The 25,088-nt window shown below is 64.6% G+C and carries 24 protein-coding genes and 1 tRNA gene; 15 read left to right on the forward strand and 10 right to left on the reverse strand.

Annotation, left to right across the window (positions count from 1 at the left end):
* Positions 1–31: 31 nt before the first annotated feature.
* A complete protein-coding gene (locus tag IVB13_RS39620) occupies positions 32–1,201 on the reverse strand; it encodes an OpgC domain-containing protein (RefSeq protein ID WP_018457761.1) in 1,170 nt (389 codons plus the stop codon).
* A 260-nt stretch (positions 1,202–1,461) separates the two neighbouring features.
* On the opposite strand from IVB13_RS39620, the gene IVB13_RS39625 reads away from it, so the two are divergent.
* From IVB13_RS39625 to IVB13_RS39635, 3 genes are all read left to right on the forward strand, one after another.
* Positions 1,462–1,767: an ETC complex I subunit gene (locus IVB13_RS39625; protein ID WP_007591346.1), complete on the forward strand. Its 306-nt coding sequence runs from the start codon at positions 1,462–1,464 to the stop codon at positions 1,765–1,767.
* Between the two features lie 193 nt (positions 1,768–1,960).
* The gene (locus IVB13_RS39630) at positions 1,961–2,446 is read left to right on the forward strand and encodes an Lrp/AsnC family transcriptional regulator (protein ID WP_007591345.1); all 486 of its coding nucleotides are present in this window, start codon (positions 1,961–1,963) and stop codon (positions 2,444–2,446) included.
* A gap of 273 nt (positions 2,447–2,719) precedes the next feature.
* Complete coding sequence (locus tag IVB13_RS39635; RefSeq protein ID WP_018457763.1) at positions 2,720–3,019, forward strand: DUF3551 domain-containing protein; 300 nt, start codon at positions 2,720–2,722, stop codon at positions 3,017–3,019.
* Between the two features lie 72 nt (positions 3,020–3,091).
* Here IVB13_RS39635 and IVB13_RS39640 read toward each other — a convergent pair whose 3' ends face one another.
* A complete protein-coding gene (locus IVB13_RS39640; RefSeq protein WP_018457764.1) occupies positions 3,092–4,120 on the reverse strand; it encodes an AraC family transcriptional regulator in 1,029 nt (342 codons plus the stop codon).
* Positions 4,121–4,233: 113 nt separating this feature from the next.
* Here IVB13_RS39640 and IVB13_RS39645 point away from each other — a divergent pair, with 113 nt between their 5' ends.
* Genes IVB13_RS39645 through IVB13_RS39660 form a run of 4 tightly spaced genes read left to right on the forward strand, consistent with a single transcriptional unit; the run spans position 4,234 to position 9,956 of the window.
* Complete coding sequence (locus tag IVB13_RS39645) at positions 4,234–5,406, forward strand: isovaleryl-CoA dehydrogenase (RefSeq protein WP_018457765.1); 1,173 nt, start codon at positions 4,234–4,236, stop codon at positions 5,404–5,406.
* A 24-nt stretch (positions 5,407–5,430) separates the two neighbouring features.
* A complete protein-coding gene (locus tag IVB13_RS39650; RefSeq protein ID WP_018457766.1) occupies positions 5,431–7,035 on the forward strand; it encodes a carboxyl transferase domain-containing protein in 1,605 nt (534 codons plus the stop codon).
* Positions 7,036–7,039: 4 nt separating this feature from the next.
* The gene (locus IVB13_RS39655) at positions 7,040–9,043 is read left to right on the forward strand and encodes an acetyl/propionyl/methylcrotonyl-CoA carboxylase subunit alpha (RefSeq protein WP_247405212.1); all 2,004 of its coding nucleotides are present in this window, start codon (positions 7,040–7,042) and stop codon (positions 9,041–9,043) included.
* Between the two features lies 1 nt (position 9,044).
* Positions 9,045–9,956 (forward strand): hydroxymethylglutaryl-CoA lyase, encoded by a 912-nt coding sequence (locus tag IVB13_RS39660; protein ID WP_018457768.1) that lies wholly within the window; start codon positions 9,045–9,047, stop codon positions 9,954–9,956.
* A 45-nt stretch (positions 9,957–10,001) separates the two neighbouring features.
* Here the strand turns inward: IVB13_RS39660 and IVB13_RS39665 are convergent, their stop codons facing one another.
* The 3 genes from IVB13_RS39665 to dctP are packed head-to-tail and all read right to left on the reverse strand — an operon-like array spanning position 10,002 to position 12,930.
* The gene (locus tag IVB13_RS39665) at positions 10,002–11,360 is read right to left on the reverse strand and encodes a TRAP transporter large permease (protein WP_007591317.1); all 1,359 of its coding nucleotides are present in this window, start codon (positions 11,358–11,360) and stop codon (positions 10,002–10,004) included.
* A complete protein-coding gene (locus IVB13_RS39670; RefSeq protein WP_247296812.1) occupies positions 11,357–11,911 on the reverse strand; it encodes a TRAP transporter small permease in 555 nt (184 codons plus the stop codon). Before IVB13_RS39670 ends, IVB13_RS39665 begins: the two co-directional genes overlap by 4 nt.
* The gene (dctP, locus tag IVB13_RS39675) at positions 11,908–12,930 is read right to left on the reverse strand and encodes a TRAP transporter substrate-binding protein DctP (protein ID WP_247338018.1); all 1,023 of its coding nucleotides are present in this window, start codon (positions 12,928–12,930) and stop codon (positions 11,908–11,910) included. The genes IVB13_RS39670 and dctP overlap by 4 nt, the downstream gene beginning before the upstream one ends.
* Before the next feature lie 319 nt (positions 12,931–13,249).
* Between dctP and IVB13_RS39680 the strand changes: the two genes are divergently transcribed.
* Positions 13,250–13,492 carry a pentapeptide MXKDX repeat protein gene (locus IVB13_RS39680; RefSeq protein ID WP_007591301.1) on the forward strand — a complete coding sequence of 81 codons (243 nt, stop codon included), beginning with the start codon at positions 13,250–13,252 and terminating at the stop codon, positions 13,490–13,492.
* A 139-nt stretch (positions 13,493–13,631) separates the two neighbouring features.
* On the opposite strand, the gene IVB13_RS39685 is transcribed toward IVB13_RS39680, so the two are convergent.
* Positions 13,632–13,979 carry a DUF6481 family protein gene (locus IVB13_RS39685; protein WP_018457771.1) on the reverse strand — a complete coding sequence of 116 codons (348 nt, stop codon included), beginning with the start codon at positions 13,977–13,979 and terminating at the stop codon, positions 13,632–13,634.
* Between the two features lie 267 nt (positions 13,980–14,246).
* Between IVB13_RS39685 and IVB13_RS39690 the strand changes: the two genes are divergently transcribed.
* The 3 genes from IVB13_RS39690 (at position 14,247) to IVB13_RS39700 (ending at position 15,799) form a co-directional block, all read left to right on the forward strand.
* Positions 14,247–14,483, forward strand: a complete 237-nt coding sequence (locus tag IVB13_RS39690; protein WP_018457772.1) for a hypothetical protein — start codon at positions 14,247–14,249, stop codon at positions 14,481–14,483.
* Between the two features lie 76 nt (positions 14,484–14,559).
* Complete coding sequence (locus tag IVB13_RS39695) at positions 14,560–14,808, forward strand: hypothetical protein (RefSeq protein WP_018457773.1); 249 nt, start codon at positions 14,560–14,562, stop codon at positions 14,806–14,808.
* A gap of 184 nt (positions 14,809–14,992) precedes the next feature.
* The gene (locus IVB13_RS39700; RefSeq protein ID WP_247338017.1) at positions 14,993–15,799 is read left to right on the forward strand and encodes a hypothetical protein; all 807 of its coding nucleotides are present in this window, start codon (positions 14,993–14,995) and stop codon (positions 15,797–15,799) included.
* Positions 15,800–15,908: 109 nt separating this feature from the next.
* Here IVB13_RS39700 and IVB13_RS39705 read toward each other — a convergent pair whose 3' ends face one another.
* A complete protein-coding gene (locus IVB13_RS39705; protein ID WP_018457775.1) occupies positions 15,909–16,070 on the reverse strand; it encodes a hypothetical protein in 162 nt (53 codons plus the stop codon).
* Between the two features lie 244 nt (positions 16,071–16,314).
* Between IVB13_RS39705 and IVB13_RS39710 the strand changes: the two genes are divergently transcribed.
* Positions 16,315–16,464 (forward strand): hypothetical protein, encoded by a 150-nt coding sequence (locus tag IVB13_RS39710; RefSeq protein WP_018457776.1) that lies wholly within the window; start codon positions 16,315–16,317, stop codon positions 16,462–16,464.
* A 334-nt stretch (positions 16,465–16,798) separates the two neighbouring features.
* On the opposite strand, the gene IVB13_RS39715 is transcribed toward IVB13_RS39710, so the two are convergent.
* Positions 16,799–17,026: a DUF2171 domain-containing protein gene (locus tag IVB13_RS39715; protein ID WP_018457777.1), complete on the reverse strand. Its 228-nt coding sequence runs from the start codon at positions 17,024–17,026 to the stop codon at positions 16,799–16,801.
* A 148-nt stretch (positions 17,027–17,174) separates the two neighbouring features.
* Here IVB13_RS39715 and IVB13_RS39720 point away from each other — a divergent pair, with 148 nt between their 5' ends.
* Both IVB13_RS39720 and IVB13_RS39725 read left to right on the forward strand, forming a co-directional pair.
* The gene (locus IVB13_RS39720; RefSeq protein ID WP_026233440.1) at positions 17,175–18,458 is read left to right on the forward strand and encodes a hypothetical protein; all 1,284 of its coding nucleotides are present in this window, start codon (positions 17,175–17,177) and stop codon (positions 18,456–18,458) included.
* 15 nt (positions 18,459–18,473) lie between these two features.
* Complete coding sequence (locus IVB13_RS39725) at positions 18,474–18,839, forward strand: hypothetical protein (protein WP_247338016.1); 366 nt, start codon at positions 18,474–18,476, stop codon at positions 18,837–18,839.
* Positions 18,840–18,902: 63 nt separating this feature from the next.
* Here the strand turns inward: IVB13_RS39725 and IVB13_RS39730 are convergent, their stop codons facing one another.
* On the reverse strand, positions 18,903–19,121 hold the full coding sequence (locus IVB13_RS39730) for a hypothetical protein (RefSeq protein WP_018457780.1): 219 nt from the start codon (positions 19,119–19,121) through the stop codon (positions 18,903–18,905).
* A 179-nt stretch (positions 19,122–19,300) separates the two neighbouring features.
* A tRNA-Arg gene (locus IVB13_RS39735) sits at positions 19,301–19,377 on the reverse strand.
* Positions 19,378–19,779: 402 nt separating this feature from the next.
* On the opposite strand from IVB13_RS39735, the gene IVB13_RS39740 reads away from it, so the two are divergent.
* Positions 19,780–24,984 (forward strand): alpha-2-macroglobulin, encoded by a 5,205-nt coding sequence (locus tag IVB13_RS39740; RefSeq protein ID WP_247405220.1) that lies wholly within the window; start codon positions 19,780–19,782, stop codon positions 24,982–24,984.
* The last annotated feature ends 104 nt before the right edge of the window (positions 24,985–25,088 follow it).

A 25,088-nucleotide genomic window follows, 5' to 3' on the forward strand; every position in this document is an offset into this window, starting at 1 on the left:
GCTGTCGTCCGGCGGGATCGGAGCTGCCCGTTCAAGCGGCCTTTGCGGCCGCAGTCTTGGGCGGCGGCGGCTTCAGCGGCTTGTCCTGCTTCTTCGACCAGGAGATGTAATAGGCCACCGTCGTCATGATCGCGATCCCGGCGACGCTGACGAAGATCTGCGCGAACAGCGAGCCCGAGCTCATCGACAGCTCGAAATGACCGACGAAGGACAGGAACACGCCGACGCAGAACACGGCGAGCGACTGCTGGCCGCACACGATGATGGGGTCGAACCCTTTCCATTCCAGGCCCGGCCAGTCCTTGGGAACGAAGCGGATCACCAGGATCACGATCACGACGAAGTGGATAAAGCGGTAGGGCGCGAGGTTGGTCTTGTCGTTCGGGTTGAACGCCGAGAACAGCCATTCCGGGAACATGCCGCCGAGGGTCGGGAAGCGGCCGGCCATGGTCATGACCAGCGCAAACAGCATGTAACCAAGACAGAGCCACAGCGTGACCGGTGCGTTGATCAGCGTCATCGAGCGCCGCGCGCCGCCCATGGCGCACCAGGCGCCGAACACGAACAGCACCTGCCAGCAATACGGGTTGAAGTACCACTGTCCGGCCGGATAGGCGTTCAGGTTCAGGCCGAAATGGCGCGCGGTCAGCCACAGCACGATGGACAATGCCATCGTCAGGTCCGGCTTGCGCAGCATGAACCAGAGCACGGGCGGAAACAGCCCCATCAGCACGATGTAGAGCGGCAGCACGTCGAGATTGAGCGGCTTGAAGCGCAGGAACAGGCCCTGGCGCAGCGTCTCGGTGGCGTTGTCCACCAGGCCGGCGACGTTGAACTCGTTGATCATCTCGGAATCGCCGAAGCGCAGCGCCAGATAGCTGATCGAGGCGATGTAGATCACGAACAGGATGATGTGGGCGACGTAGAGCTGCCAGACCCGCTTGGTCAGCCTCGTAGCACCGACCAGGAAGCCGCGCTCGAGCATCATCCGCGCATAGACGAAGGAGGCGGTGTAGCCGGAGATGAAGACGAACAAATCCGCGGCGTCGGAAAAGCCGTAGTTGCGGGTGGTGATCCAGTTCACCACGTTGTCGGGGATATGGTCGAGGAAGATCGCCCAGTTCGCAATGCCGCGAAACAGGTCGAGCCTGAGGTCACGGCCCTTCTCGGGGAGCGTGGCGTTGATGTTCAGGAAGGACATGCGACGGGAGCTTTCGGAGGGGACGGACAGGTAGATGTCAACGAAGCAGGGCCACCGGGCGAGACCCCGGCGCGGAAGGCGGGTACGCAATTGTCACGATGCAGCATAATGATTATACCCATCGGCGAGCCATCCCGGGGGGCCGGAATCACCGATCAGTTCCCTAAAGGTGTCTCTATACTATGCCCGCGGTTTCCACCAACTGCTACCGTGACGCATCGAAATCGAACGAAAAGACGAACAAGAGGCCCGGACCGTCCATGACCGCACGCATTTTCAAGCCCGCCAAGAACGCGATGCAATCCGGCCGGTCGAAGACCAAGGAATGGCAGCTCGACTACGAGCCCGAGCAGCCGCGCGCGGTCGAGCCGCTGATGGGCTGGACCTCGTCCGGCGACATGAAGCAGCAGATCACGCTGCACTTCCACAGCAAGGAAGAGGCGGTCGCCTATTGCGAGCGCAAGGGCATCGCCTACCAGGTGATCGAGCCAAAGGAATCGGTGCGCCGTCCGGTCGCCTATGCGGACAATTTCTCGTTCCGCCGCGGCGAGCCGTGGACGCATTGAGGGCGGGCAACGAAACTCTGGTCATGCCCGGGCTTGTCCCGGGCATCCACGTTTTAGCGTCCACGTAAAAAGCCCGCGGTTGGCCGGGACAAGCTCGGCCAACCACGCCGGTTCTTCCCATCGTCCTGCCCTTGGCAGCCATTCCGCCCCGTGCTTCGCTGTCTCGCATGATGCGACCATGACGAGGTGGGCTATGGCGGGGCGTGACCAGCTCGACGGCGTCGATCTGAAAATACTCTCCGAGTTGCAGCAGGACGGGCGGGTTCGCAATAACGAGCTGGCGCTGCGCGTCGGGGTGTCCGGGCCCAACTGCGTGAGGCGGCTGAAATCGCTGTTCAGCCGCGGCGTGATCCGGGCGGTGCGCGCCGTTATCGACGAGCGGCTGCTCGGCTACGAGGTGGTGTCGTTCGTCTCGATCCAGCTCGGCAGCCAAGCCCAGCCGGTGCTGGCGGCATTCGAGAGCTCGATCGCCGCGATCCCGCGCATCCAGCAGTGCTGGCGGATTTCGGGAGACACCGACTATCTTCTCAAATGCGTGGCCCCGAGCGTCGAGAGCATGCGCCAGCAGCTCCTGCATTTCGCCGCGATGCCGAACGTGAAGAACGTCCGCAGCTTTCCGGTGCTGGGCGTGGCGAAGGACGTGCCGCTGCCATTGCAGGAGATCGCGGCGGCAGGATAGTTCGGCGGCGACGGGTCCCAAAACGTAGCTCGCGTAACGACGTCCAAACATCCGAAGGCGCGGGAGTGACTCCCTTACCGGGATACAGGTTCGGATAAGGCGGATATAAACATAAGTAACTCACCTAACTGTGACATGTGATTTGCGAAGTTCTGCAATGCGCCGAAGCGTGATTGCCGGTTCCTGGTGCTGGCCTACATGCGAGGTGTGAACCTCAGCCTGCGTCGCATGCCGAGGCCTCTTTTGTGGGACCCTGAAGCAGGAAAAGACAACATGACCTCGATCTCGAAGACGTTCGTCGCATCCGCTGCGACGCTGTTTGCATCTGCGTTTCTCATGATGACCGCGCCGGCTGCCCAGGCAGAAGACTACTGCATCACCAATGGTGCCCAGGCCGCGCATGGCTGCGGCTATCCGACGATGGAGGCCTGCCGGGCCGCGGCCGGCGGCATCGGCGGCTCGTGCTCACAGAGCGGCGGCGCGAAGACGTCGGCCGACGCGCTGGCCTTCCAGCCGAAGCAGACGCACTCGCGCACCAAGCTGCGCCCGGGCGGGCAGACCAACTCGAACTGAGCGAGACCGTTTGGAAATGTTGCGGCCTCCAAGTTGGATCTCGGAGGCCGCAACAGCATGACAACCCGCGCTTCAGCGATACCTGCCGCGAAACTCGCGCGGGGAGGCGCCGGCCCAGGTGCGGAAGGCGCGAGAAAAGCTCTTCTCGTTGCGGAAGCCGGCGATCTCCGCGATCCGCTTGATCGGGCTGCGACCGCGCATCAACTCCTGCTTGGCGAGCTCGAATTTTGCCTCTTCCTTGAGATCCCGCAGTGAGGTCGCTTCATCGCGCAGGCGCCGATGCATGGTGCGGGTGGAGAGTGCCAGCTCGCTTGCGACATCCTCGGCGCCGAGACTGCGTCCGCGCGCATTGCGGAGTACGCGGCGAACGCGCTCGACCAGCAGCCGGTCGCGCCGATAGGGCAGTACGGTCAGCCGCAGCGCGCCCTTGAGCATGTTGTCGAGGTCCGCCGCGCTCCGGGTGAGCGGCAGCGACAGGTAATGCTTGTCGAAGGTGATGGAAGCGCGGTCCGCACCGAAGCGGATGTTTCGGCAAAAGATGGTCGGATAGACCGAGACGTGGCCGGGCTCGGGGTACGGAAATTCCGCGGCGCGGAGCGCGATTTGCGAATCCACCGCCCAGCAGGAGAAGCCGAGAACATAGCGGAGCAGGGTGACCAGGCAGAATTCGCGTAGAGGTCCGAGGTCGGCCAGTTCGCGGATGGACACGACCGCGGTCTCCTCGCCGACGGCGAGATCGAGCAGCACGTCCTCGGTGAGCAGACGATGGTGCCGGCACCAGCGCTTGAGCGCGACCTCCAGCGTCGGGGCGGTGATCGAGGCGCGGCACAGCATGCCGTAGGTGCCAAAGGGCAGCCGCCGCGAGAACCAGCCGAGCGCCTCGTCATCGAGTTCGCGCATGGCATGGCCCGCCAGCGCCTCGAACTGGCCGGCCGTGACCCGCCCATCCGGAGAATTGACAAGGTCCGGCGTTACCTGACCCCGGCTCAGCGCCTCGGTCGGATCGCGGCCGTAGCGTTCGTAAGCGGCAACGACGCCGCGGACGAAGGCGGCAGGGGTCACGGCACGGCGCGGGATCGCGGTTGCGACTTGAAAAGGCATCGGAAAATCCTCTGGGAAAATCCTCGCCAAGTTTGGCGGAAAATGCAACCTTTTCGACCGCAGAAGGGCCCCGATGCCGCTAGGTTCGGTCCCCAAAATAGGGAGGAATCGCCTTGAATATCCCGAGCATCGATTTCGATCTGGGCGAAGACATCAGCATGCTGCGCGACACGCTGCGCGCCTTCGTGGAGGCGGAGATCGCCCCGCGTGCCGCCGATATCGAGAAGGCCAATCTATTCCCGGCGGACCTCTGGAAGCGCCTTGGCGACCTCGGCCTGCTCGGCATGACCGCGCCGGAGCAATATGGCGGCTCCAACATGGGCTATCTCGCCCATATCGTCGCGATGGAGGAGATTTCGCGCGGCTCGGCCGCGGTCGGCCTCTCCTATGGCGCCCACTCAAATCTCTGCGTCAACCAGATCCGCCGCAACGGCAATGATGCGCAGCGCGAGCGCTATCTGCCAAAGTTGATCTCCGGCGAGTATGTCGGCGCGCTCGCGATGTCCGAGCCCGGCGCCGGCTCAGACGTCGTCTCGATGAAACTGCGCGCCGACAAACGCGGCGACCGCTACGTGCTCAACGGCTCGAAGATGTGGATCACCAATGGCGGCGATGCCGACGTGCTGGTGGTCTATGCCAAGACCGATCCGGAAGCGGGCCCGCGCGGCATGACCGCCTTCCTGGTCGAGAAGGGGACGAAGGGCTTCAGCCACGGCCAGCATCTCGACAAGCTCGGCATGCGCGGCTCCAACACGTATCCGCTGTTCTTCGACGAATGCGAGGTGCCGGAGGAGAACGTGCTTGGCAAGGTCGGCGAGGGCGTCAAGGTGCTGATGTCCGGCCTCGACTATGAGCGTACGGTCCTCTCGGGTGGACCACTCGGGATCATGGCGGCCTGCATGGACGCGGTGGTGCCCTATATGCACGAGCGCAAGCAGTTCGGGCAGCCGATCGGCGACTTCCAGCTCATGCAGGGCAAGCTCGCCGACATGTACGCGACCTGGCAGGCCACGCGCGCCTATGTCTATGCGGTGGGGCGTGCCTGCGACCGCGCCGATCACGCGCGCAGCTTGCGCAAGGACGCCGCCGCTGCGATCCTCTATTCCGCCGAGAAAGCGACGTGGATGGCGGGTGAGGCGATCCAGGCGCTTGGCGGGGTCGGCTACACCTCCGAATTTCCGGTCGGACGCCTGTGGCGCGATGCAAAGCTCTACGAGATCGGCGCCGGCACCTCGGAGGTCCGGCGCATGCTGATCGGTCGCGAATTGATGGCTGAGACGGCTTAAAACCTTCACGCAATTGGAACCAACATGCCGCTCCATTCCAGCATCGATACGTCTTCTTCGGACTTTGCGCGCAATTCCGAGGCCATGCGCACCCTCGTCGCGGATCTGCGCGAAAAGCTGAGCCAGGTTGCGGGCGGCGGCGGCGAGGTCTCGCGCAACCGCCACACCTCGCGTGGCAAGATGCTGGCGCGCGAGCGCGTCGACCTGCTGGTCGATCCCGGCACCGCGTTCATGGAGCTGTCGCCGCTCGCGGCCTATGGCCTTTACGGCGGCGACGTGCATTCGGCGAGCGTCGTCACCGGGGTCGGGCGCATCGCGGGCCGCGAATGCGTGATCGTCGCCAACGACGCCACCATCAAAGGCGGCACCTATTATCCCATGACCGTGAAGAAGCATCTGCGCGCGCAGGACGTGGCGCGGCAGAACAATCTTCCCTGCATCTATATGGTCGATTCCGGCGGCGCCTTCCTGCCGCTGCAGGACGAGATCTTTCCCGACGAGCGGCATTTCGGCCGCATCTTCTACAACCAGGCGCAGATGTCCTCGCAAGGAATCCCGCAGATTGCCATCGTGATGGGTTCCTGCACAGCCGGCGGCGCCTATGTCCCCGCGATGTCGGACGAGAGCATCATCGTGCGCAACCAGGGCACGATCTTCCTCGGCGGGCCGCCGCTGGTGAAGGCCGCGACAGGCGAAGTGGTGACCGCGGAGGAGCTTGGTGGCGCCGACGTGCATTCGCGGCAATCGGGTGTGACCGATCATTATGCCCAGAACGACGCACACGCGATCGGCATCGCCCGCCGCATCGTCGGCACGCTGAAGCCGTCGGTACGACCAAACCTCAACATGCATCCGCCGCGTGATCCCTTGTTCGCGGCGGAGGAGATCTACGGCGTGGTGCCCGTCGACGGGCGCAAGCCGTTCGACGTGCGCGACATCATTGCGCGCGTCGTCGATGGTTCCGAGTTCGACGAGTTCAAGAAGCTCTACGGCACGACGCTGGTGTGCGGCTTCGCCCACATCTGGGGTTTTCCGGTCGGCATCATTGCCAACAACGGCATCCTGTTCAGCGAGAGCTCGCTGAAGGGGGCGCATTTCATCGAGCTGTGCTGCCAGCGCGGCATTCCGCTGGTGTTCCTGCAGAACATCACCGGCTTCATGGTCGGCAAGAAATACGAAGCCGGCGGCATTGCGCGTGACGGCGCCAAGCTGGTGACGGCGGTCGCGACCGCGTCGGTGCCGAAATTCACCGTGGTGATCGGCGGGTCCTACGGCGCCGGCAATTACGGCATGTGCGGCCGCGCCTACTCCCCGCGCTTCCTGTGGATGTGGCCTAACGCGCGCATCTCGGTGATGGGCGGCGAGCAGGCCTCGATGGTGCTGAGCCAGGTCCGCCGCGACAATATCGAGGCCAAGGGCGACAGCTGGTCGAAAGAAGACGAAGATAAATTCCGCGAGCCGATCCGCGCGCAATATGAGAGCCAGGGGCACCCGTATTACGCGACCGCGCGGCTTTGGGACGACGGCGTGATCGACCCGGCCGATACAAGGCTGGTGCTCGGCCTCGGCCTCTCGGCGGCGTCGAATGCGCCGATCGAGCCGACGAAATTCGGCCTGTTCAGGATGTGATGCGATGGACCGCTCAAAGCTCTACCGCCGTTTTCGCACCCTCCTGATCGCCAACCGCGGTGAGATCGCCTGCCGCGTGATCCGCACCGCGCGCGCCATGGGCCTGCGCACGGTCGCGGTCTATTCCGAGGCGGATCGCGACGCAATGCATGTCGCGCTCGCCGACGAGGCCGTGCTGCTTGGGCCTGCGCGTGCCCGCGACAGCTATCTCAATCCCGAACGGCTGATCGAGGCCGCGCGCAAGACCGGCGCGGAGGCGATCCATCCCGGCTATGGCTTCCTGTCGGAGAATGCCGAATTCGCCCAGGCGTGTTTCGACGCCGGCCTGGTCTTCGTCGGCCCGACAGCGGCAATGATGACTGCCATGGGCTCGAAGTCCGGCTCCAAGGCGCGGATGGAGAAGGCCGGCGTCCCGCTGGTGCCCGGCTATCACGGCGAGGCGCAGGACGATGCGACGTTGGCGAAGGCGGCCGAGAAGGTCGGTTTCCCGATTCTGGTGAAGGCGTCCGCCGGCGGCGGCGGCCGTGGTATGCGCATCGTTCGCTCCGCGGATGAACTGGCGCCTGCGATCGTCAGCGCGAAGCGCGAGGCCAAGGCCGCGTTCGGCGACGACCGCATGCTGATCGAAAAATATGTCGATAACCCCCGGCATATCGAGGTGCAGGTGATCGGCGACAGCCACGGCAATCTGCTCTCGCTGTTCGAGCGCGAATGCACCCTGCAGCGCCGCCACCAGAAGGTGATCGAGGAGGCACCGTCGCCGACGCTCAATCCCGCCCAGCGCGAGGCGGTCTGTGCCGCCGCGCGAAAGGCCGCGGGGGCCGTCAACTATGTCGGCGCCGGCACCATCGAGTTCGTCTCCGACGGCAAGGACGTGTTCTTCATCGAGATGAACACTCGTCTCCAGGTCGAGCATCCCGTGACCGAGCTGATCACGGGGATCGACCTGGTCGAGTGGCAGTTGCGCGTCGCTTTCGGCGAGGCGTTGCCGCTGAAGCAGGACGAGATCAAGCTTCATGGCCACGCCGTGGAGGCGCGGGTCTATGCGGAGAACCCGACCAAGAACTTCATGCCGTCGGTGGGCAAGATATCAACCTGGCGTCTGCCCGCTGAAACGGGGGGGCTGCGCATCGACTCCGGCTATCGGGAAGGCGATACGGTCTCGCCATACTACGATGCGATGCTGGCAAAAATGATCGCATGGGCGCCGACGCGGGATGTCGCGATCGAGCGGCTGAACCGCGGGCTGGAAGAGTCCGACGTCCGCGGCATCGTCACCAACATCCCGTTCCTGTCGGCGCTGATGACGCATCCGAAGGTGAGGGCGAACGCGATCGACACCGGCTTCATCGAGCGCGAGCTGGCGGTCCTGACGCAGGCGTCGCCGGCACCAGGCGAGCTCGAGCTGTGTGCCGCGGTCGCCGCTGTGATCAACAACGAGCGGCAGGCTGCACAGGCGGACGCGAATTCGCCCTGGCAGACCTTTGGCTGGATGCCGGTCGGCCGCCGTCGGCGCGGCTTTGCTTTCCGCGTTGGACACGGGCCGGAGCAGAAGGTTGTGCTGAACTATGGCAGCGGCCCGTCGACGCTCGTGATCGGCGAGCGCGAGCTGGCGTTTACGATGGTAGCGAAGGACGGCGGCTTCGATCTGACCCTCGACGGCGTCAAAACGTCGGTCGCGGCCGTGATCGACGGCCATGAGCTGTATTTGCGCACGCGCAACGGCCGCTTCGATCTGCATTGGGTTGATCCGTTCGGCGGCGAGACCGAGGAGCAGGTCGGCGCGGACAAGATCGCAGCGCCCTTGCCGGGCACGGTCGTCGCCGTGCTGGCGGAGGAGGGCGCCAAGCTCGAGAAGGGGGCGCCGATCCTCACCCTGGAAGTGATGAAGATGGAGCAGACGCTGCGCGCCCCCTATGCCGGCGTGCTGAAATCCATCAAATGCAAGGTCGGCGACATCGTCCAGGAGGGCGTCGAGCTCGCCGTGGTCGATCCTTCCGGAGAATGAGATGAGCGATAAGGTCCGCATCATCGAAATGGGGCCGCGTGACGGCCTCCAGAACGAGAAGACGGCGGTCAGTGTCGAGGCCCGGATCGCCTTCATCGAGGCGCTGGTCGCGGCCGGCCTCAATACAGTCGAGGTCGGCGCCTTCGTCTCGCCCAAGGCGATCCCGCAGATGGCGAGCTCGGACGCCGTGCTGCGCGGCGTTAGCCATTTGACCAGTGCCGAATTCCACGTGCTAGTGCCGAACGAGAAGGGCTATGACGCCGCGTGCGCGGCCGGCGCAAAGATCGTCTCGGTGTTCGCCGCGGCCTCCGAGGGCTTTTCGCGGGCCAACATCAATTGCACGGTCGCGGAGTCCATCGAACGGTTTAAGCCGGTGCTGGCGCGCGCCAGGGACGATGGTGTCAAGGTCCGCGGCTATATCTCCTGCGTGCTGGGCTGTCCGTTCGACGGTGAGATCCAGCCGAAAGCGGTCGCCGATCTCGCCACCACGCTGTGGGAGCTCGGCTGCTACGAGATCTCGCTCGGCGACACGATCGGTGTCGGTACGCCTGCCAAAGCCAAAGAGATGCTGCGGGCGGTCAGCGCCAACATCCCTCCCGCCAATCTCGCGATGCATTTTCACGACACCTACGGCCAGGCGCTCGCCAATCTCTATGCGGGGCTGGAGGAAGGCGTCCGCGTCATCGACGCCGCCGCCGGCGGCCTCGGCGGCTGCCCCTACGCGCCGGGCGCGACCGGCAACGTCGCGACCGAGGACGTCGTCTATATGCTCGGTGGCATGGGGATTAGGACGGGTGTCGATATGGACCGGTTGCTGGCGGCAACCAACGAGATGAGCGGCGTGCTGGGCAAGCCGCCGGTGAGCCGCGTGGCCTCCGCACTGAACGCGAAGAGGAAGCGCGCCAGCTCCTAGTTCTCCGTTATTGCGAGCGCAGCGAAGCAATGATGGTGGACGCAGCTACCTGCTCCCGTCCGGCCCCATCACCAGGTCCGGCAGTGCGGTCGAGATGCCCGGCACGAAGCAGAGCAGCAGCACCGCGAGCATCATCAAAAGCACGAACGGCAGCGTGCCCCAGATCACCTCGCGCAGGGGAATATCCGGCGCGACGTTGCGGATGACGAAGATGTTGAGGCCGACGGGTGGATGGATCAGTCCCATCTCCATCACGATGGTCATGACGACGCCGAACCAGATGATGTCGAAATTGGCGGCGCGGAGCGGCGGCAGGATGATTGGCGCGGTCATGAGAATAATCGAGACCGGCGGCAGGAAGAAACCGAGCACGACGACCATGACGAGGATCGCGAACAAGAGGCCCCAGCGGGGCAAATGCATCGCGACGACGGATTCGGCGGCCGATTGCGAGATGTGCAGATAGCTCATCACGTAGGAATAGAGCAGCGACATGCCGATGATCATCATCAGCATGGTCGATTCCCGGATCGTCGATTTCAGGATCGGGGCAAGGTCGCTCGGCCGCCACACGCTGTAGATCGCCGCGATCAATGCCAGCGCCAAGAGGCCGCCGAGGCCGGCAGTCTCTGATGGCGTGGCGTAACCGCCATAGAGGGCGATCATGACGCCGGTGAGCAGCAGCACGAACGGGATCACGCGCGGCAGTACGCTGAAGCGTTCCGCGAGCGTGTACTCGTCGCGGGCGAGGATCGCAGCTTCCGGGCCGCCGTTCTTGTAGATCGCTTCGGCCGCGGCGTATTCCTGGCGGAAGCGAATCACGGCGTAAACGCCGAACAGCGAGACCAGCAGCAGGCCGGGCCCGATACCGGCGAGGAACAGCCGTCCTAGCGATTTTTCGGCGGCGACCGCAAACAGGATCATGGTGATCGACGGCGGCAACAGAATGCCGAGCGTGCCGCCGGCGGCGATGATCCCCGCGGCAAAGCCGCCGGAATAGCCGCGCTTGCGCATCTCGGGGATGCCGGCCGAGCCGATTGCCGAGCAGGTCGCGGGCGAGGAGCCCGCCATCGCCGCAAACAGCGCGCAGGCGAACACATTGGCGACGCCGAGCCCGCCGGGGACGCGGTGCAGCCAAGCGTGCAGGGCCGAGTAGAGATCCTGGCCGGCGCGCGACTTGCCGATCGCGGCGCCCTTCAGGATGAAGAGCGGGATCGACAGCAGCGTGATCGAGGCCATTTCCTCGTAGACATTCTGCGTCACCGTGTCGAGAGAGGCGGCGGGCATGTAGATGCCCATGAACACGACTGCGACCGCGCCGAGCGCGAACGCGATCGGCATGCCCGAAAACATCACGACAAGCGTCGCGATCCCGTAGGCGAGGCCGATACCGAAAACGCTCATGAACGCCTGGCTCCAGCGAAAGGCAGCGCAAGCTGCACGAGGATCTGGACGCAGAGCAGACTCATGCCGAACGCCATTAGCGAATAGGGGATGGCCAGCGGCGGCGACCACATCGAGTTCGAGACCTGGCCATCGACATAGGCTTCATGCGCCAGTGTCCAGGACTTCCAGGCGAAGAAAGCGCAGAACAGAAGCGTCACGGCATCGACCAGCCAGAGCCTGATCCGGTTCGCCAGTGGTGAGAGCAGGCCGACGAAGGCCTCGATGCCGATGTGACCGCGGTTCTGCTGCACGTAGGCGGCCGTCATGAAGGTCGCGCCGACCAGCAGGAACACCGCGGCCTCGTCCTGCCAGTAATTGGCAGCCTTGAACAAGGCGCGGCTGAGCACGCTGTAGCTCAGGATGGCGCAGGCGGCGATCAGCGCAATCGCGGCGAACACGACGATGATGTTGTTGAGGATGGCGAGACCGCGATCGATCGCTGCCGCAAGGCCGGTCCTTGCGGCAGCGTTTACCTGGCCGTCACGATCCGGAAGCGGACCGTGGCTCATGCGGCGACGTCGGTCGCGAGCTTGAGCAGGTTGGCAGATGTCGCGGTCTTGGCGCCGTAGTCCTTCCATGCGGTGTCGCGGGCGATGTCACGCCACTTGCCGACGGTCGCGGCATCGAGCGCCGAGACCTTGGCGCCGGCCTTCTCGTAGACCTTGGCGACCTCGACATCGTCGTCCTGCGCGCCCTTGCGGCCGAAGGCTTCGAGCTCGGTGCCGACCGCGAGCAGGATGTCCTGCTGGTTCTTCGGCAGCTTGTCGAAGATCGCCTTCGACATCATCAGCGGCTCGAGCATGAACCAATAGGACGCGCCTGCGCCCGAGGTCAGCGATTTCGCGACCTCCTCAAGCCGGAACGAGATCAGGCTGGTCGAGGAGGTGATGCCGGCATCACACGCCCCCGTCTGCATCGCTGCGTAGATTTCGTTCGAGGGCACCGACAGCACGGATGCGCCGGCAGTCTGCAGCACCATGTCCATCTCGCGCGAGCCGCCGCGCACCTTGAGACCCTTGGCATCTTCGGGGGCCACGATCGGCTTGGAGCGGCTGGCGACGCCGCCGGCCTGCCACACCCAGCTGAGCAGGATGATGCCCTTGTCGGCGAGGAAGTCGGTCAAGGCCTTGCCGACCGGCTCCTTCTTCCAGCGCATGCCCTGGTCGTAGGTGGTGACGAGGCCCGGCATCAGGCCGATATTGGTTTCCGGCAATTCGCCGCCGGCATAGGGCATCGGATAGAGGCTGATGTCGAGCGCGCCCTTGCGCATCGCGGAGAACTGCGCGTTGGTCTTGATCAGCGAGGAGTTCGGATAGATCTCGGCGGCGATGTCGCCGTTGCTGCGCTTGCTGACTTCGGCGGCGAACACGCGACAGAGCCGGTCGCGGAAATCGCCCTTGTCGACGGTGCCGCCCGGGAATTGATGCGAGATCTTCAGCGTGGTCGCGGCATGCGCGGTGCCGGTGCTGAAACGGAGAATGGCGGGTGCGGCGACGGCGGTCGCGATCAGGTGGCGGCGCGTGAACATGGCGTGATTCCCTTGGACGGTTCTTGGAAGGTTCTTGTTTGCTTTGCCGTGATTTTGGGCCGGTCTTGGAGACCGCGCTGAGGCCCATCCTAGCCGGTCTTTCAGACAATGTTCTCTAGTCTGATAGTTCGAGACCGAATGCCGCGGCAAGCGTCGGTGATGCTGCATTGCACACTCCCGATCTCCTACATCCGCAGAACCTAGGATGGGCTCGCGGAAATTTATCGGCGGCCGCGTAACAACGCCCCGTGGCAATCCGTCGAGATCAGATAGCGGCGTCCGTCGCTGACCAACATCCATCTCGAAGGGAAGACCAGTCATGACCATTCGTACCCGCATCGCGCTCGGCGTTTCGGCGGCCGTTCTCTCGCTCGGCCTCGCGCTGTCGCCTGCCGCCTTTGCCCAGGACAAGATGGGCAAGGATGACGGCATGATGAAAAAGGACACGATGTCCAAGGACGGCATGAAGAAGGACACCATGTCCAAGGACGACGGCATGAAGAAGGACACGATGTCGAAGGACGGGATGAAGAAAGACGACGGGATGATGAAGAAGCACTGATCTTCCAACGTCGAGGAGGCGCTTGCGACAGGCAGACGCGCGCCAAAAATCCGGGGGCGGTCACGTAGACCGCCCCCAGAGCATTTGTTTCAGTCCAAATTCAATTGAACGTGACTTGCGCGCGTTAGACTTGCAAACGTTACTTGCGCTTCGCCTTGCGGGCGGCGTAGCGGGCGTCCCGCTTGGCTTTTTGCTCGGCCTCGGCTTCGGCCGCCTTCGCGACGGCTTCTTCGGCCTCGCGGGCGATCCGCGCGGCCTCGAGCGCGGCAGCTTCTTCTTGAAGGCGCTTCTGCTCGGCCTTTTCCGTGTCGCGCGCAGCCTTTGCTTCGGCGCGCTTGGCCGCAAGGGCCTCGCGCTCCGCACGCTTCGCCACAACCGCGGGATCATCCGGCCCCGGCTGCGACTTGAATTTGTTCAAAAGGTTCTTGCGTGCTTCCTGTGCCGCCTTTTGCCGGTCGGAGAAGCCTGGTTCCCTAAATCCACTCATCGGCGAACCTTGTCATCCTCGCTTTCGATCCTACATCACTGCCTGTTGGTACGTCGGCTGGGCATAGCGGGCGCCGCGCGACGCAGATGCGTGTACATCGGCGCGCGCCGTGATGCCACCTATAATCGCAGCCGATCAGGTAGACGAAAATCGCCGCCCCCGACGATCTCTCGTAGCCCGGAAAAACTGCCGAATTGTGATGTCCCTCATAAGGGGGCACCAGGGCGGTGCCTAGCGTCCGCCTGGTATGAGACGCGGAGCACGGGTATGACGATCTCACGACTGAGCCTGAAGGCGCTCGCAATCGCGGTCGTGGTGGCAACCCTGGCCGGTGCCACGCTGCTGCTCGCCCGTCCGCAGCCGATCGAAAGTGCCGTCCTGGGCACAGATTGGGAATGCACCCAGACCGCGTTTGTGCTTACGACCTGCGCTCCGCGCGTCCAGCAGGCGATCCCGGCGGCCGAAACCTCCCGCAAGGAAGCGATCCGGCCGACCCGAGGCTAACCGGGAGAAGCTGGACGGGATGTGACGCCACGCCGCAGAGGTGATAAAGCCCGCTCGCCCCCGTGATCGGTCAGCCATGTCCAAGCCCGAAGCCAGTTCCGAAGCCAACTCCGAACCTAAGCCCGAACCGGGCGCGAAGCCGAAATCCACTCCAAAACCTCAATCCGGTGACAACCGCCGCGGCGCCATCGCTGGCTTGATCATCGCGATCCTGATCCTCGGCGTCGGCTGGTGGCTCGCCCGCGATCTCACCTCCGCGAGCAAGATGCAGGACTGCCTGATGTCCGGGCGAAGCAACTGCAATGTGATCGAGCCGGCCCGCTAGAGGCATGCCAGAGCGACCCGCGCGGACGAAAAAATGTCGTGATCTTAATCATTTGTAACGGGACTTAGCCGACCAAAGCAGGTCAGTCATGTCAGCCGGCATCAGCTCAGCGCGAGCCGAATCGTCTATCGCGCCAGGCATCACGGCGGTTGACGGCAATCGAAAGAGTAGGGGGCAAGCACGCATGAGTGTGTCCAGTCGCATCAAGATCATCATTCCCTTGGTTTCGGCGATGTCATTGCTCGCCGTCCCGGCGCAGGCTCAGGACGCCAGACCGCCGAGAGACGCCGCCCAGCCATCGGCCGGGCCAGGCGCCGGCGCGCCGCCGCAGAACATGCGAAAGGGGCCGCCGCCGCAGCAGGCTGCCCGGCCGGCGCCACAGGCCGGCGTCCAGCCCTACGCCGGCGGTCTTGGTCATGCTGGTCCGGGTCCAAATCCTGCTCTCGCGAGTCCAGGTCCTGGCCCTCGCAATGCCGGCGGTCCGCCGCCCGGACGCAATTACGCCAGGGGTCCCGCACCGGCGCGCGACTGGGGCGGACACACCTATCGCGGCCATCTCGCCTGGGATGGCGGACGCTGGCGCCACGAAGTCCACAACGGCCGCTCTGGCTGGTGGTGGGATGTGGGCGGCGCGCGGTATTATTATCCGCAGCGGATGGACGGGCCTCCGGCCTATATCTCGGAGGATTATTACGACGACGTCCCCGTGGCCTATGCTCCGCCCGTCGCCTACGAACCGCCGCCGCCGCCGCCAGCGGCCGATCCCGGCGCGAGCGCGCTTGGCGGCGCTATCGTCGGCGGCGTGCTGGGCGGCCTGATCTCGGGCAACGCCTCGGGTGCGGCCGCAGGCGCTGTGATCGGCGGTGCCACCGGCGCGATCGCCGGCGCGACGGCTGCTTCGCGCCCCGGCTACTATCTGGCCCAAGGCAACTGCTACTACCGCTATCCGAGCGGCCAGTACGTGCAGGCTGATCCACGGGCTTGTTACTGAGCACGCCAGGCGAGGGCTGAAGCGAAGAGGCGGCGAAAAGCCGCCTCTTTTCGTTTTGGCGCTGGCCCTCAGCTGGCCGGGAATTGATTCAAGGGGATCGCCCCGCGCGTCAGGACACTACCCAGTTGAAGAACGCGATCGCGGCCCAGACCAGGCCTGCGATCCAGGCCAGCATCACGATGCCGATGGTCGCAAGATAAGCGATGCCGAGCGGGTCGGATCTTTCGCCTCGCGCCGGGACGGGAATTTCGGCTGCGGCTTCTTGCGTCATGACGGGAATATCTCCCAAGCCTTCTCGCTCTCTGGGAGCGCTGAGGACTGTTTAGCGGAGGCGCCGTGCGCCGGCTGTGACGCACTTCACAGATCGGTACGCATCAAGCCCCCAATCGGGGCGGGTCGTTCGACAGATGCGTGAATTGGATTGCGTCGCAAATCCGCGAGGACGGCATTACCCCGCAATCATACGGACGAAATTGCCACGCGCTTGTCCAGATCGTCCGGCTAGAATTGGCTTCATGTGTACCAAGTACGATCCACAGCATGAAGCCGAGACGGCGATGAAGCGCGCCGTGGCGGCCGAAGGTCCTGACCGGCAACGTCTCATCGAGCTGGCCCTGGCCTGGCATCAACTCGCCCGCGACCGGCGCGAAGAGCGGACGGACTGAGCTCTCTCTTTACGAGAGAACTGGTATTCACAGAAAAACCCCGTGCTCGGGGGACAAGCACGGGGTTCTCGAGAGCCGATCGGGGCTGGCAAATCGGCACCACTGGATTTCGAACGCGCCGATCGCAAGTTCGTTCCGCGCCCCCTTCAATTCATTTCGCGCGAGAACGCCGCCATCGGCGCCTATGCTCGTGACACTCGACGCCTGACGCGAGCCGCCGAAACGCTACGTTAAGACTCGTTCGGACGACGATTTTCCGATCGCGATTCGTTTCGGGGAACGAAGCGGAGCAGGATCGTGAACAAACAAAAAGTCCCCGAAGGGCTGCACTGTGTCAGGCAGCTTCCGACTTCGGCACTGCGTCGGCATTGACCGAAAGCTTGACGACATCGCCTTCGACGGCACCGACATATTTCGTGTCGATGTAATGATGATGGTCCTTGTGACCTTCCGGGTTGTCCTTCCGCGTCAGCTTGATACGGTTGCCCTCGACGCGGTCGACGGTGCCGACATGTGCGCCGTCCTTGCCGACGATCTTCATGTGCTCTCTGATCTCGCTCATGATGTTCTCCTTGTGCCGTGTCAACGGCGAGGACCGGTCTTCGTTGCAAGGATAGGCGGGCCCGGCTGTTGGAGCCAATGCGCTCGCCGGACGTTGAATGGCAGTCGCAATTGCCAAGATCCGCATCAAGACGCTCATCAAGATCCGCATGGAGACCTCCGAAGCCTATCTCGATCGAAAGCACAGGGAAATCGGGCTGCTGAACGATTGCCTGAGGAGCCCGCTGCATTTGGCTCGGCCGCAATCGGTCGACGAGGTTGTGGTCTCCAAGTTTCAGCTCGCCGCCGCACTACGCGCGGAACATGCGCTGCAGGACTGGAGAGCGACGGAGACGGCCTGGTCGCATGCGGCGTCTCCCAGCAGCGGTCCGTTCGTGTTCAGCTACGACTATCAGCGCGCGGACCTCAAGGTGAGTGGTCCCTCGTTCTATGAACTCGAGCGGGGCTGCAGGAGCGATGCGATCTATACCGCCTCCGGCATGGCCGCGATCTCCGCGCTGCTGCTCGCGTCCGCACGGATCATCGGCAAAGCAGACGTCGTGGTGCTGCCGGGCACTTACGGCGAGACACTGGAGCTGATCGAGAGCCTCGTCCCCCATTTGCGGCTTGTCATCGCCAGCCTCCCGCTGGGCGAAGCGTTCGCTGCGGCAGCCTTGCCACGCTTGCTCCTGCTCGATTCATGCGCCCCTGCCCGGGCGTTCGAGGCAGCTCTGCGTTGTGACGGTTCGGGGCTCGATCTGTTGATTTTCGACACGACATGTTTCGCCGGCAGATCGGCGCGCATCCGGCGTGTCTTGAGATGGGCCGCGCGATGGGACATTCCCGTCGTGTTGGTGCGAAGCCACAACAAGCTGGATTCGCTCGGGGTGGAATACGGCCGGCTCGGCTCTGCCGTGTTCGTGCATTGGAGCCGGAAGGACCTCAAGGCGGGCCAGCTGCTGTCCGAAAGCCTGGCGGCGGAAACCCGCAATGCCGTCCGGCTTCTCGGTGGCGCGGCGTTGCCGGCGCACTTCCCGCCATTCGTGGGCTCTGTGGCCTATTGGGCCCTGACGAAAACGCGCGTCGCTGCGATTCTGCGCAACGGTCGCCACGCGGCGCGATATTTCGCCGCCGAGCTCGCTTCGCTCTCGGCCGAGCTGCATTTCACCCACGGCCTCTATGTCACGCTTCGCGGCAGGCGCGCCCTCGATGAGGCGACCGCGCGGCAGGCCGCCGAGGACATGAGCCGCGACCTGAGCGGCAAAGGCTTCCCCATTCGCCACGCCGGCAGTTTTGGTTTCGATTTCGCGGCGACCGAGTGGTTTCACGACGCGACGACGGATCGGTACAGCGTCCGGGTGGCGGTGCCGGATTTGCCGACTGAGTTGTGGAAGGATCTAGCAGCGGCGATTGCCGGGTGGTGGGCGCGACATCAAGGCGACACTGAAGGGTGAGTGCGGTGCAAGGCCATGACAGAGCGACCGAAAGCGTTTCCTTACAGGGAATGCACGTGGCATGTTTCAGACGAACAGTCCCGGCAATGGCTTACGGTGCTTGAAAAGACGGGTGCAGCCAACGTCCGAGCGCGCCTTGCCCAGACCGTCGCGGCATCCGCAGGAGCGATCGCGATCGGAACCGCGCCCGTCATGACGATCGGGTTCGCCCAGGAATGGCTGAACTGGAAAGATAATCAAAAATCCGAGGCGGATATCGAACGGCACGAGCGGCAGATCTGGTGGACTCGGACCGCGGCAATCGCCGCATCGGTCGCCGCCTTGAGCGCACTGCTCGGCTGGATTTGGACGATCTTCATCCGGGGGAATAACGGCCTATAACAAACATGATTGTTACGTTGCGCATACATCCGCCAGACGAGAGGGGCGACAAACTGCGCTGTTTCAATCGATCGCCAGGCATTCTTCCACGGCCGGCTTCTGGTGGCCGCGACGCGCCCACGCTTGAACGGCGAAGGCGAGTTGGTGCTGACTCGCTGCCGCGTCCGCGATGGTGGCCCGGGCCGTCGCGATCGGCTTTGTGACCACACCGGAGTTCACGACTCCCGCGTCAACTGCCAAAAACGATATTGCTACAACCGCCACCGCCGACGCGATCGCCATTCTTGTCAAGTCGGATAGTGGCATCGAAGTCCTTATCGGGCGCACGTCGCCCGGCGAATAGATAGGGCTCGTTTGCCCGGATCAAAGGCCGGAGCGAGGCGGCCCACGCGTTCGTGAAGGACGGATTCTGCAGGTGCGCGCCGTAGATCTGGCTCACGATGAACGGATGAGACCGAAATTGGCGATCCCGGCAGGAATCGAACCTGCAACCCTCAGAGTAGAAATCTGATGCTCTATCCAGTTGAGCTACGGGACCGTCTTGAGCCGCCCTGGTTGGGGGCCGCTGTTCATCTACTATGCCATTATGAAAAATATCGTCTTTCGCCAAGCCTGAACCGAACCGTTTTCGTCGAAGCCGCGACAAAGCGGAACGGTGGGGTGTCAGGGTGCCGGGTTGAGCGGCAGCAGACTGGACGATGGATCACATCGCCGGGAACGCTGATCAGCTTCCGGGACACGGCCGCCGGACGACTGGTCGGATATTGCTGCGCCATCAGGACGGCGTGCGCGGCGGTAGCTTGATCGGTCTCCTCTGGGCGTGCCTTGTCATGGCGAATGCGACGGTTTGCACCTTTGGTTCCATCGCCTTGAGTCCGTCACCTTTCCGCGCATTTCATGCGACAAGCGGCGTTCGTCCGCGATTTCCGGGAGTCCATCCATGATCGGTCTTGTTCGCGCCGTCACACTCTGCGCCACGCTGGCGTTCGGCCTTAGCGTCGCGCAGGCCGCCGACAAAGCCTTCAAGCGGGACGACCTCGCCGATTCCGCGATCAAGCTGGAGGCGCAGATCAAGGGCGAGGCGGGGCCGGTCGCCAAGACCGGCGCGAGCTTGCGCACCGACGCCGATGTTGCCTTCCGGCGCAACGACTATCGCACCGGCCTGTCGGTGCTCGGCCAGATCGCGGCGACCACGCCGGAGGACGCCGGCAACTGGTTGCGGCTGGCAAAGGTCATCTTCCAGATATCGCCGAAGAGCTCGAGCGAGCAGACGTTCCTGCTGGAGCGCGCCTCGACCGCCGCCTACATCGCCTACCAGCGCGCCGGGAATGCGGGCGAGGAGGCCGACGCGCTCGCGGTGCTCGGCAAGTCTCTTTCCGAACGCAAGCTGTGGCGGCCGGCGCTGGATGCTCTGCGGCTGTCGCTCGACATGCGCGAGGTCGCCGACGTCCGCGGCCAATATGAGAAGATGCGCGACGAGCACGGTTTTCGGCTGCTCGACTACACCGTGGACTCGGACTCCGCCAGTCCGCGCGCCTGCTTCCAGTTCTCGGAGGAGTTGGCAAAACGCACCGATTTCGCGCCGTACCTCGCGCTGGCCGGCCAGGACAAGCCGGCCCTGTCGGCCGAGGCCAAGCAGCTCTGCGTCGACGGGCTGAAGCATGGCGAGCGCTACAACATCAATTTGCGCGCCGGCCTGCCGTCCACCGTGAAGGAAGGCCTTCCGAAATCGGCCGAGTTCAACGTCTATGTGCGCGACCGCAAGCCCTTCGTGCGCTTCACCAGCCGCGCCTATGTGCTGCCGAGGACGGGCCAGCGCGGCATTCCCGTCGTCAGCGTCAACACGCCAGCCGTCAACATCAACGTGTTCCGGATCGGCGACCGCAATTTGATCAACACGGTGGTCGACAGCGATTTCCAGAAGACCCTGTCGAAATACCAGCTCAGCGATCTCGGCGGCGAGCGCGGCGTGAAAGTCTGGACCGGCGAGCTTGCCACCGCGATGACGCTCAACCAGGACGTCACCACGGCATTCCCGGTCGACCAGGCGCTTGGTGAACTCCAGCCCGGCGTCTATGTGATGACGGCCGCGGCCAAGGGGCCGGGCTCGGACGACGACTATCAGCTCGCCACCCAATGGTTCATCGTCTCCGATCTCGGCGTCACGGCCTATTCCGGCAATGACGGCATCCATGTCTTCGTGAATTCGCTGGCCTCGACCGATCCGGTCGGCAAAGCCGAGGTGCGGCTGGTCGCGCGCAACAACGAGATCCTGGCCACCCGCAAGACCGATGAGAGCGGCCATGTGCTGTTCGAGGCGGGGCTTGCGCGCGGCGAGGGCGGCCTGTCGCCGGCGATGCTCACCGTGACCGGCGAGAAGGCCGACTATGCCTTCCTCAGCCTCAAGTCCTCCGCCTTCGACCTGTCGGACCGCGGCGTTTCGGGCAGGGCCGTGCCTGCGGGCGCCGACGCTTTCGTCTATGCCGAGCGCGGCGTCTACCGCTCCAGCGAGACCGTCTATCTCACCGCGCTGTTGCGCGACGGGCAGGGCAACGCCGTCACCGGCGGGCCGATGACCCTGGTGATCGAGCGTCCTGATGGCGTCGAATTCCGCCGCGCCGTGCTGTCCGACCAGGGCGCGGGCGGGCGCACCTTGTCGGTGCCGCTCAACTCGGCCGTCCCGACCGGGACCTGGCGGGTGCGCGCCTTCACCGATCCGAAGGGCTCTTCGGTCGGCGAGACCACTTTCATGGTCGAGGACTACGTCCCCGATCGGATCGAATTCGACTTGTCTGCCAAGGACAAGCTGATCAAAGCTAACGCTCCAGTGGAGCTTAAGGCGGACGGTCATTTCCTCTATGGCGCGCCGGCCTCGGGGCTAGCGCTCGAAGGCGACATGCTGGTCGCGCCCGCGTCCGAGCGGCCGGGCTTCGCCGGCTACCAGTTCGGCGTCGCCGACGAGGAGACCACCTCGAACGAGCGCACGCCGCTGGAGAACCTGCCGGAAGCCGACGCCAACGGCGTTGCGACCTTCCCGGTCACGCTCGACAAGCAGCCGGCCTCGACGCGGCCGCAGGAGGCGCAGATCTTCGTCCGCATGGTCGAGACCGGCGGCCGCGCCGTCGAGCGCAAGATCGTGCTGCCGGTCGCGCCTGCTGCCGCGATGATCGGCATCAAGCCGCTATTCGGCGACAAGAACGTCGCCGAGGGCGACAAGGCCGAGTTCGATGTTGTGTTCGTCTCGCCCGAGGGTGAGAGGCTTCGCCGCGACGGCCTGCGCTACGAGCTCCTGAAGATGGAGTCGCGCTACCAATGGTATCGCCAGAGCAATTACTGGGAGTACGAGCCGGTCAAATCGACCTCGCGCGTCTCCGACGGCGACGTGACAGTTGCCGCGGACAAGCCGTCGCGGATTTCGCTGACCCCACAGCCCGGCCGCTACCGGTTGGACGTGAAGTCGAACGACGCCGACGGGCCCGTGACCTCGGTACAGTTCGACGTCGGCTGGTATTCCGACGGCAGCGCCGACACGCCGGACCTCCTGGAGACCTCGATCGACAAGCCGCAATACGCCTCGGGCGACACGATGACCGTGTCGGTCAACGTCCGCAGCGCCGGCAAACTGACGGTCAACGTGCTCGGCGATCGCCTGCTGACGACGCAGACCATCGACGTCAAGGAAGGCACCGCCCAGGTGAAGCTCCCGGTCGGCAAGGACTGGGGCACCGGCGCCTATGTTGTGGCAACGCTGCGCCGTCCGCTCGATGCGGCCGCGCAACGCATGCCGGGCCGGGCGATCGGACTCAAATGGTTCGGTATCGACAAGCAGACCCGTACATTGCAGGTGAAGCTGACGCCGCCGGCTCTGATCCGGCCGAATGGGCTGCTGAAGATCCCCGTCAAGCTCGACGGGCTCAATCCGGGCGAGGACGCCAAGATCGTGATCGCCGCGGTCGACGTCGGCATCCTCAACCTCACTAATTACAAGCCGCCGGCGCCAGACGACTATTATCTCGGCCAGCGCCGCCTGAGCGCGGAGATCCGCGATCTCTATGGGCAACTCATCGACGGCATGTCGGGCACGCGCGGGCAGATCAAGTCCGGCGGCGACGCCGGTGCCGCCGAGCTCCAGGGCTCGCCGCCCGCGCAAAAGCCGCTCGCGCTCTATTCGGGCATCGTCACCGTTGCCGCCGACGGCACGGCCGAAGTGAGCTTCGACGTTCCGGAGTTCGCCGGCACCGCGCGCGTGATGGCGGTGGCGTGGACCGCGACCAAGCTCGGTCGCGCCAACACGGACGTGGTGATCCGCGACCCTGTCGTGCTGACCACGACCTTGCCGCGCTTCCTGCTCAACGGCGACCACGGCACGGTCAATCTCGAGATCGACAATGTCGAGGGGCAGGCCGGCGATTACGTCATCAACGTGAAGACCGGCGGGCCAGTGAGAATGACCGGCAATCCCGCGACGACGGTCAAGCTTGCCGCCAAGCAGCGGAATTCGTTCACGCTCGCCATCGACGCGACGGCGGCGGGGCAGGCGACACTCGACGTCGACATCAAGGGGCCGAATGGCCTGGCGCTGGCGCGCCATTATGCGCTCGACGTCAAGGCGGCGACGCAAGTGCTGGCGCGGCGCTCGATCCGGACGCTGGCGAAGGGTGAGAGCCTGACGTTGACCTCGGATATGTTCGCCGATCTCGTGCCGGGCACCGGTAGCGTCTCGGTCTCGGCCAGCCTGTCCACTGCGCTCGATGCGGCGACGATCCTCAAAGCACTTGACCGCTATCCCTATGGCTGCTCGGAGCAGATCACCAGCCGCGCCATGCCGTTGCTCTATGTCAACGAGCTCGCGGCCGGTGCGCACCTGGCCATGGACACCGAGGTCGACCAGCGCATCCGCGACGCCATCGAGCGGCTGCTGGCCCGCCAGGGCTCGAACGGCTCGTTCGGGCTGTGGTCGGCAGGCGGTGACGATTCCTGGCTGGACGCGTATGTGACGGACTTCCTGACTCGCGCCCGCGAAAAGGGCTTTGTGGTGCCGGATGTGCTGTTCAAGACCGCGCTCGACCGCATCCGCAACTCGGTCGTCAACGGCAACGAGCCGGAGAAGGACGGCGGCCGCGATCTCGCCTACGGCCTCTATGTGCTGGCGCGCAACGGCGCGGCGCCGATCGGCGACCTCCGCTATCTCGCCGACACCAAGCTGAGCAACCTCGCCACTCCCATCGCGAAATCGCAGCTCGCCGCGGCGCTCGCGCTGGTCGGTGACCGCAACCGCGCGGAGCGGGTCTATGGCGCAGCCCTCGACAGTCTCGCCCCAAAGCCGGTGCTGGAGTTCGGCCGCACCGACTACGGCTCGCAGCTCCGCGATGCCGCAGCGCTGGTGTCGCTTGCCAGTGAAGGCAACGCGCCGAAGGCAACGCTGACGCAGGCGGTGTCGCGGGTCGAGACTGCGCGCGGGCTGACGCCCTACACCTCCACGCAGGAAAATGCGTGGCTGGTGCTGGCGGCGCGCGCGCTCGCCAAGGAGAACCTGTCGATGGAGGTGGACGGCCAGCCGGTCAAGACCGCGCTGTACCGCAGCTACAAGGCCGCCACTCTGGAAGGCAAGCCGCTGAAGATCACCAACACCGGAGACGCGCCGGTGCAGGCGGTGGTCTCGGTGTCGGGGTCGCCGGTGACGCCTGAGCCCGCGGCATCGAACGGCTTCAAGATCGAGCGCAGTTTCTTCACGCTCGACGGCAAGCCCGCCGATATCAGCAAGGTCAAGCAGAACGACCGCTTCGCCGTGGTGCTGAAGATCACCGAGGCCAAGCCCGAATACGGCCACATCATGGTGTCCGACTATCTGCCGGCCGGCCTGGAAATCGACAATCCAAAACTGGTGTCGTCGGGCGACAGCGGCACGCTGGGCTGGATCGAGGATGGCGAAGAGCCCGAAGATACCGAGTTCCGCGACGATCGTTTCACGGCTGCCGTCGATCGGGCCTCGGATTCCAAGGCGGTCTTCACGGTGGCCTACGTCGTGCGTGTGGTCTCACCCGGCAAATACGTGCTGCCGCAGGCCTATGTCGAGGACATGTACAATCCCTCGCGCTACGGCCGTACCGGGACCGGCACGGTCGAGGTGCGGGCGGCGAAGTGAGTGGTGATGGGATGAGCGACAAGGAGCCACATGCTCCGCCGTCATGCCCGGGCTTGTCCCGGGCATCCACGGACTTTGGTGCGAGAGGCAAGAACGTGGATGGG

Origin of the sequence: Bradyrhizobium sp. 17 (assembly GCF_023073515.1) — a bacterium.
Classification (GTDB): Bacteria; Pseudomonadota; Alphaproteobacteria; order Rhizobiales; family Xanthobacteraceae; genus Bradyrhizobium; species Bradyrhizobium canariense_D.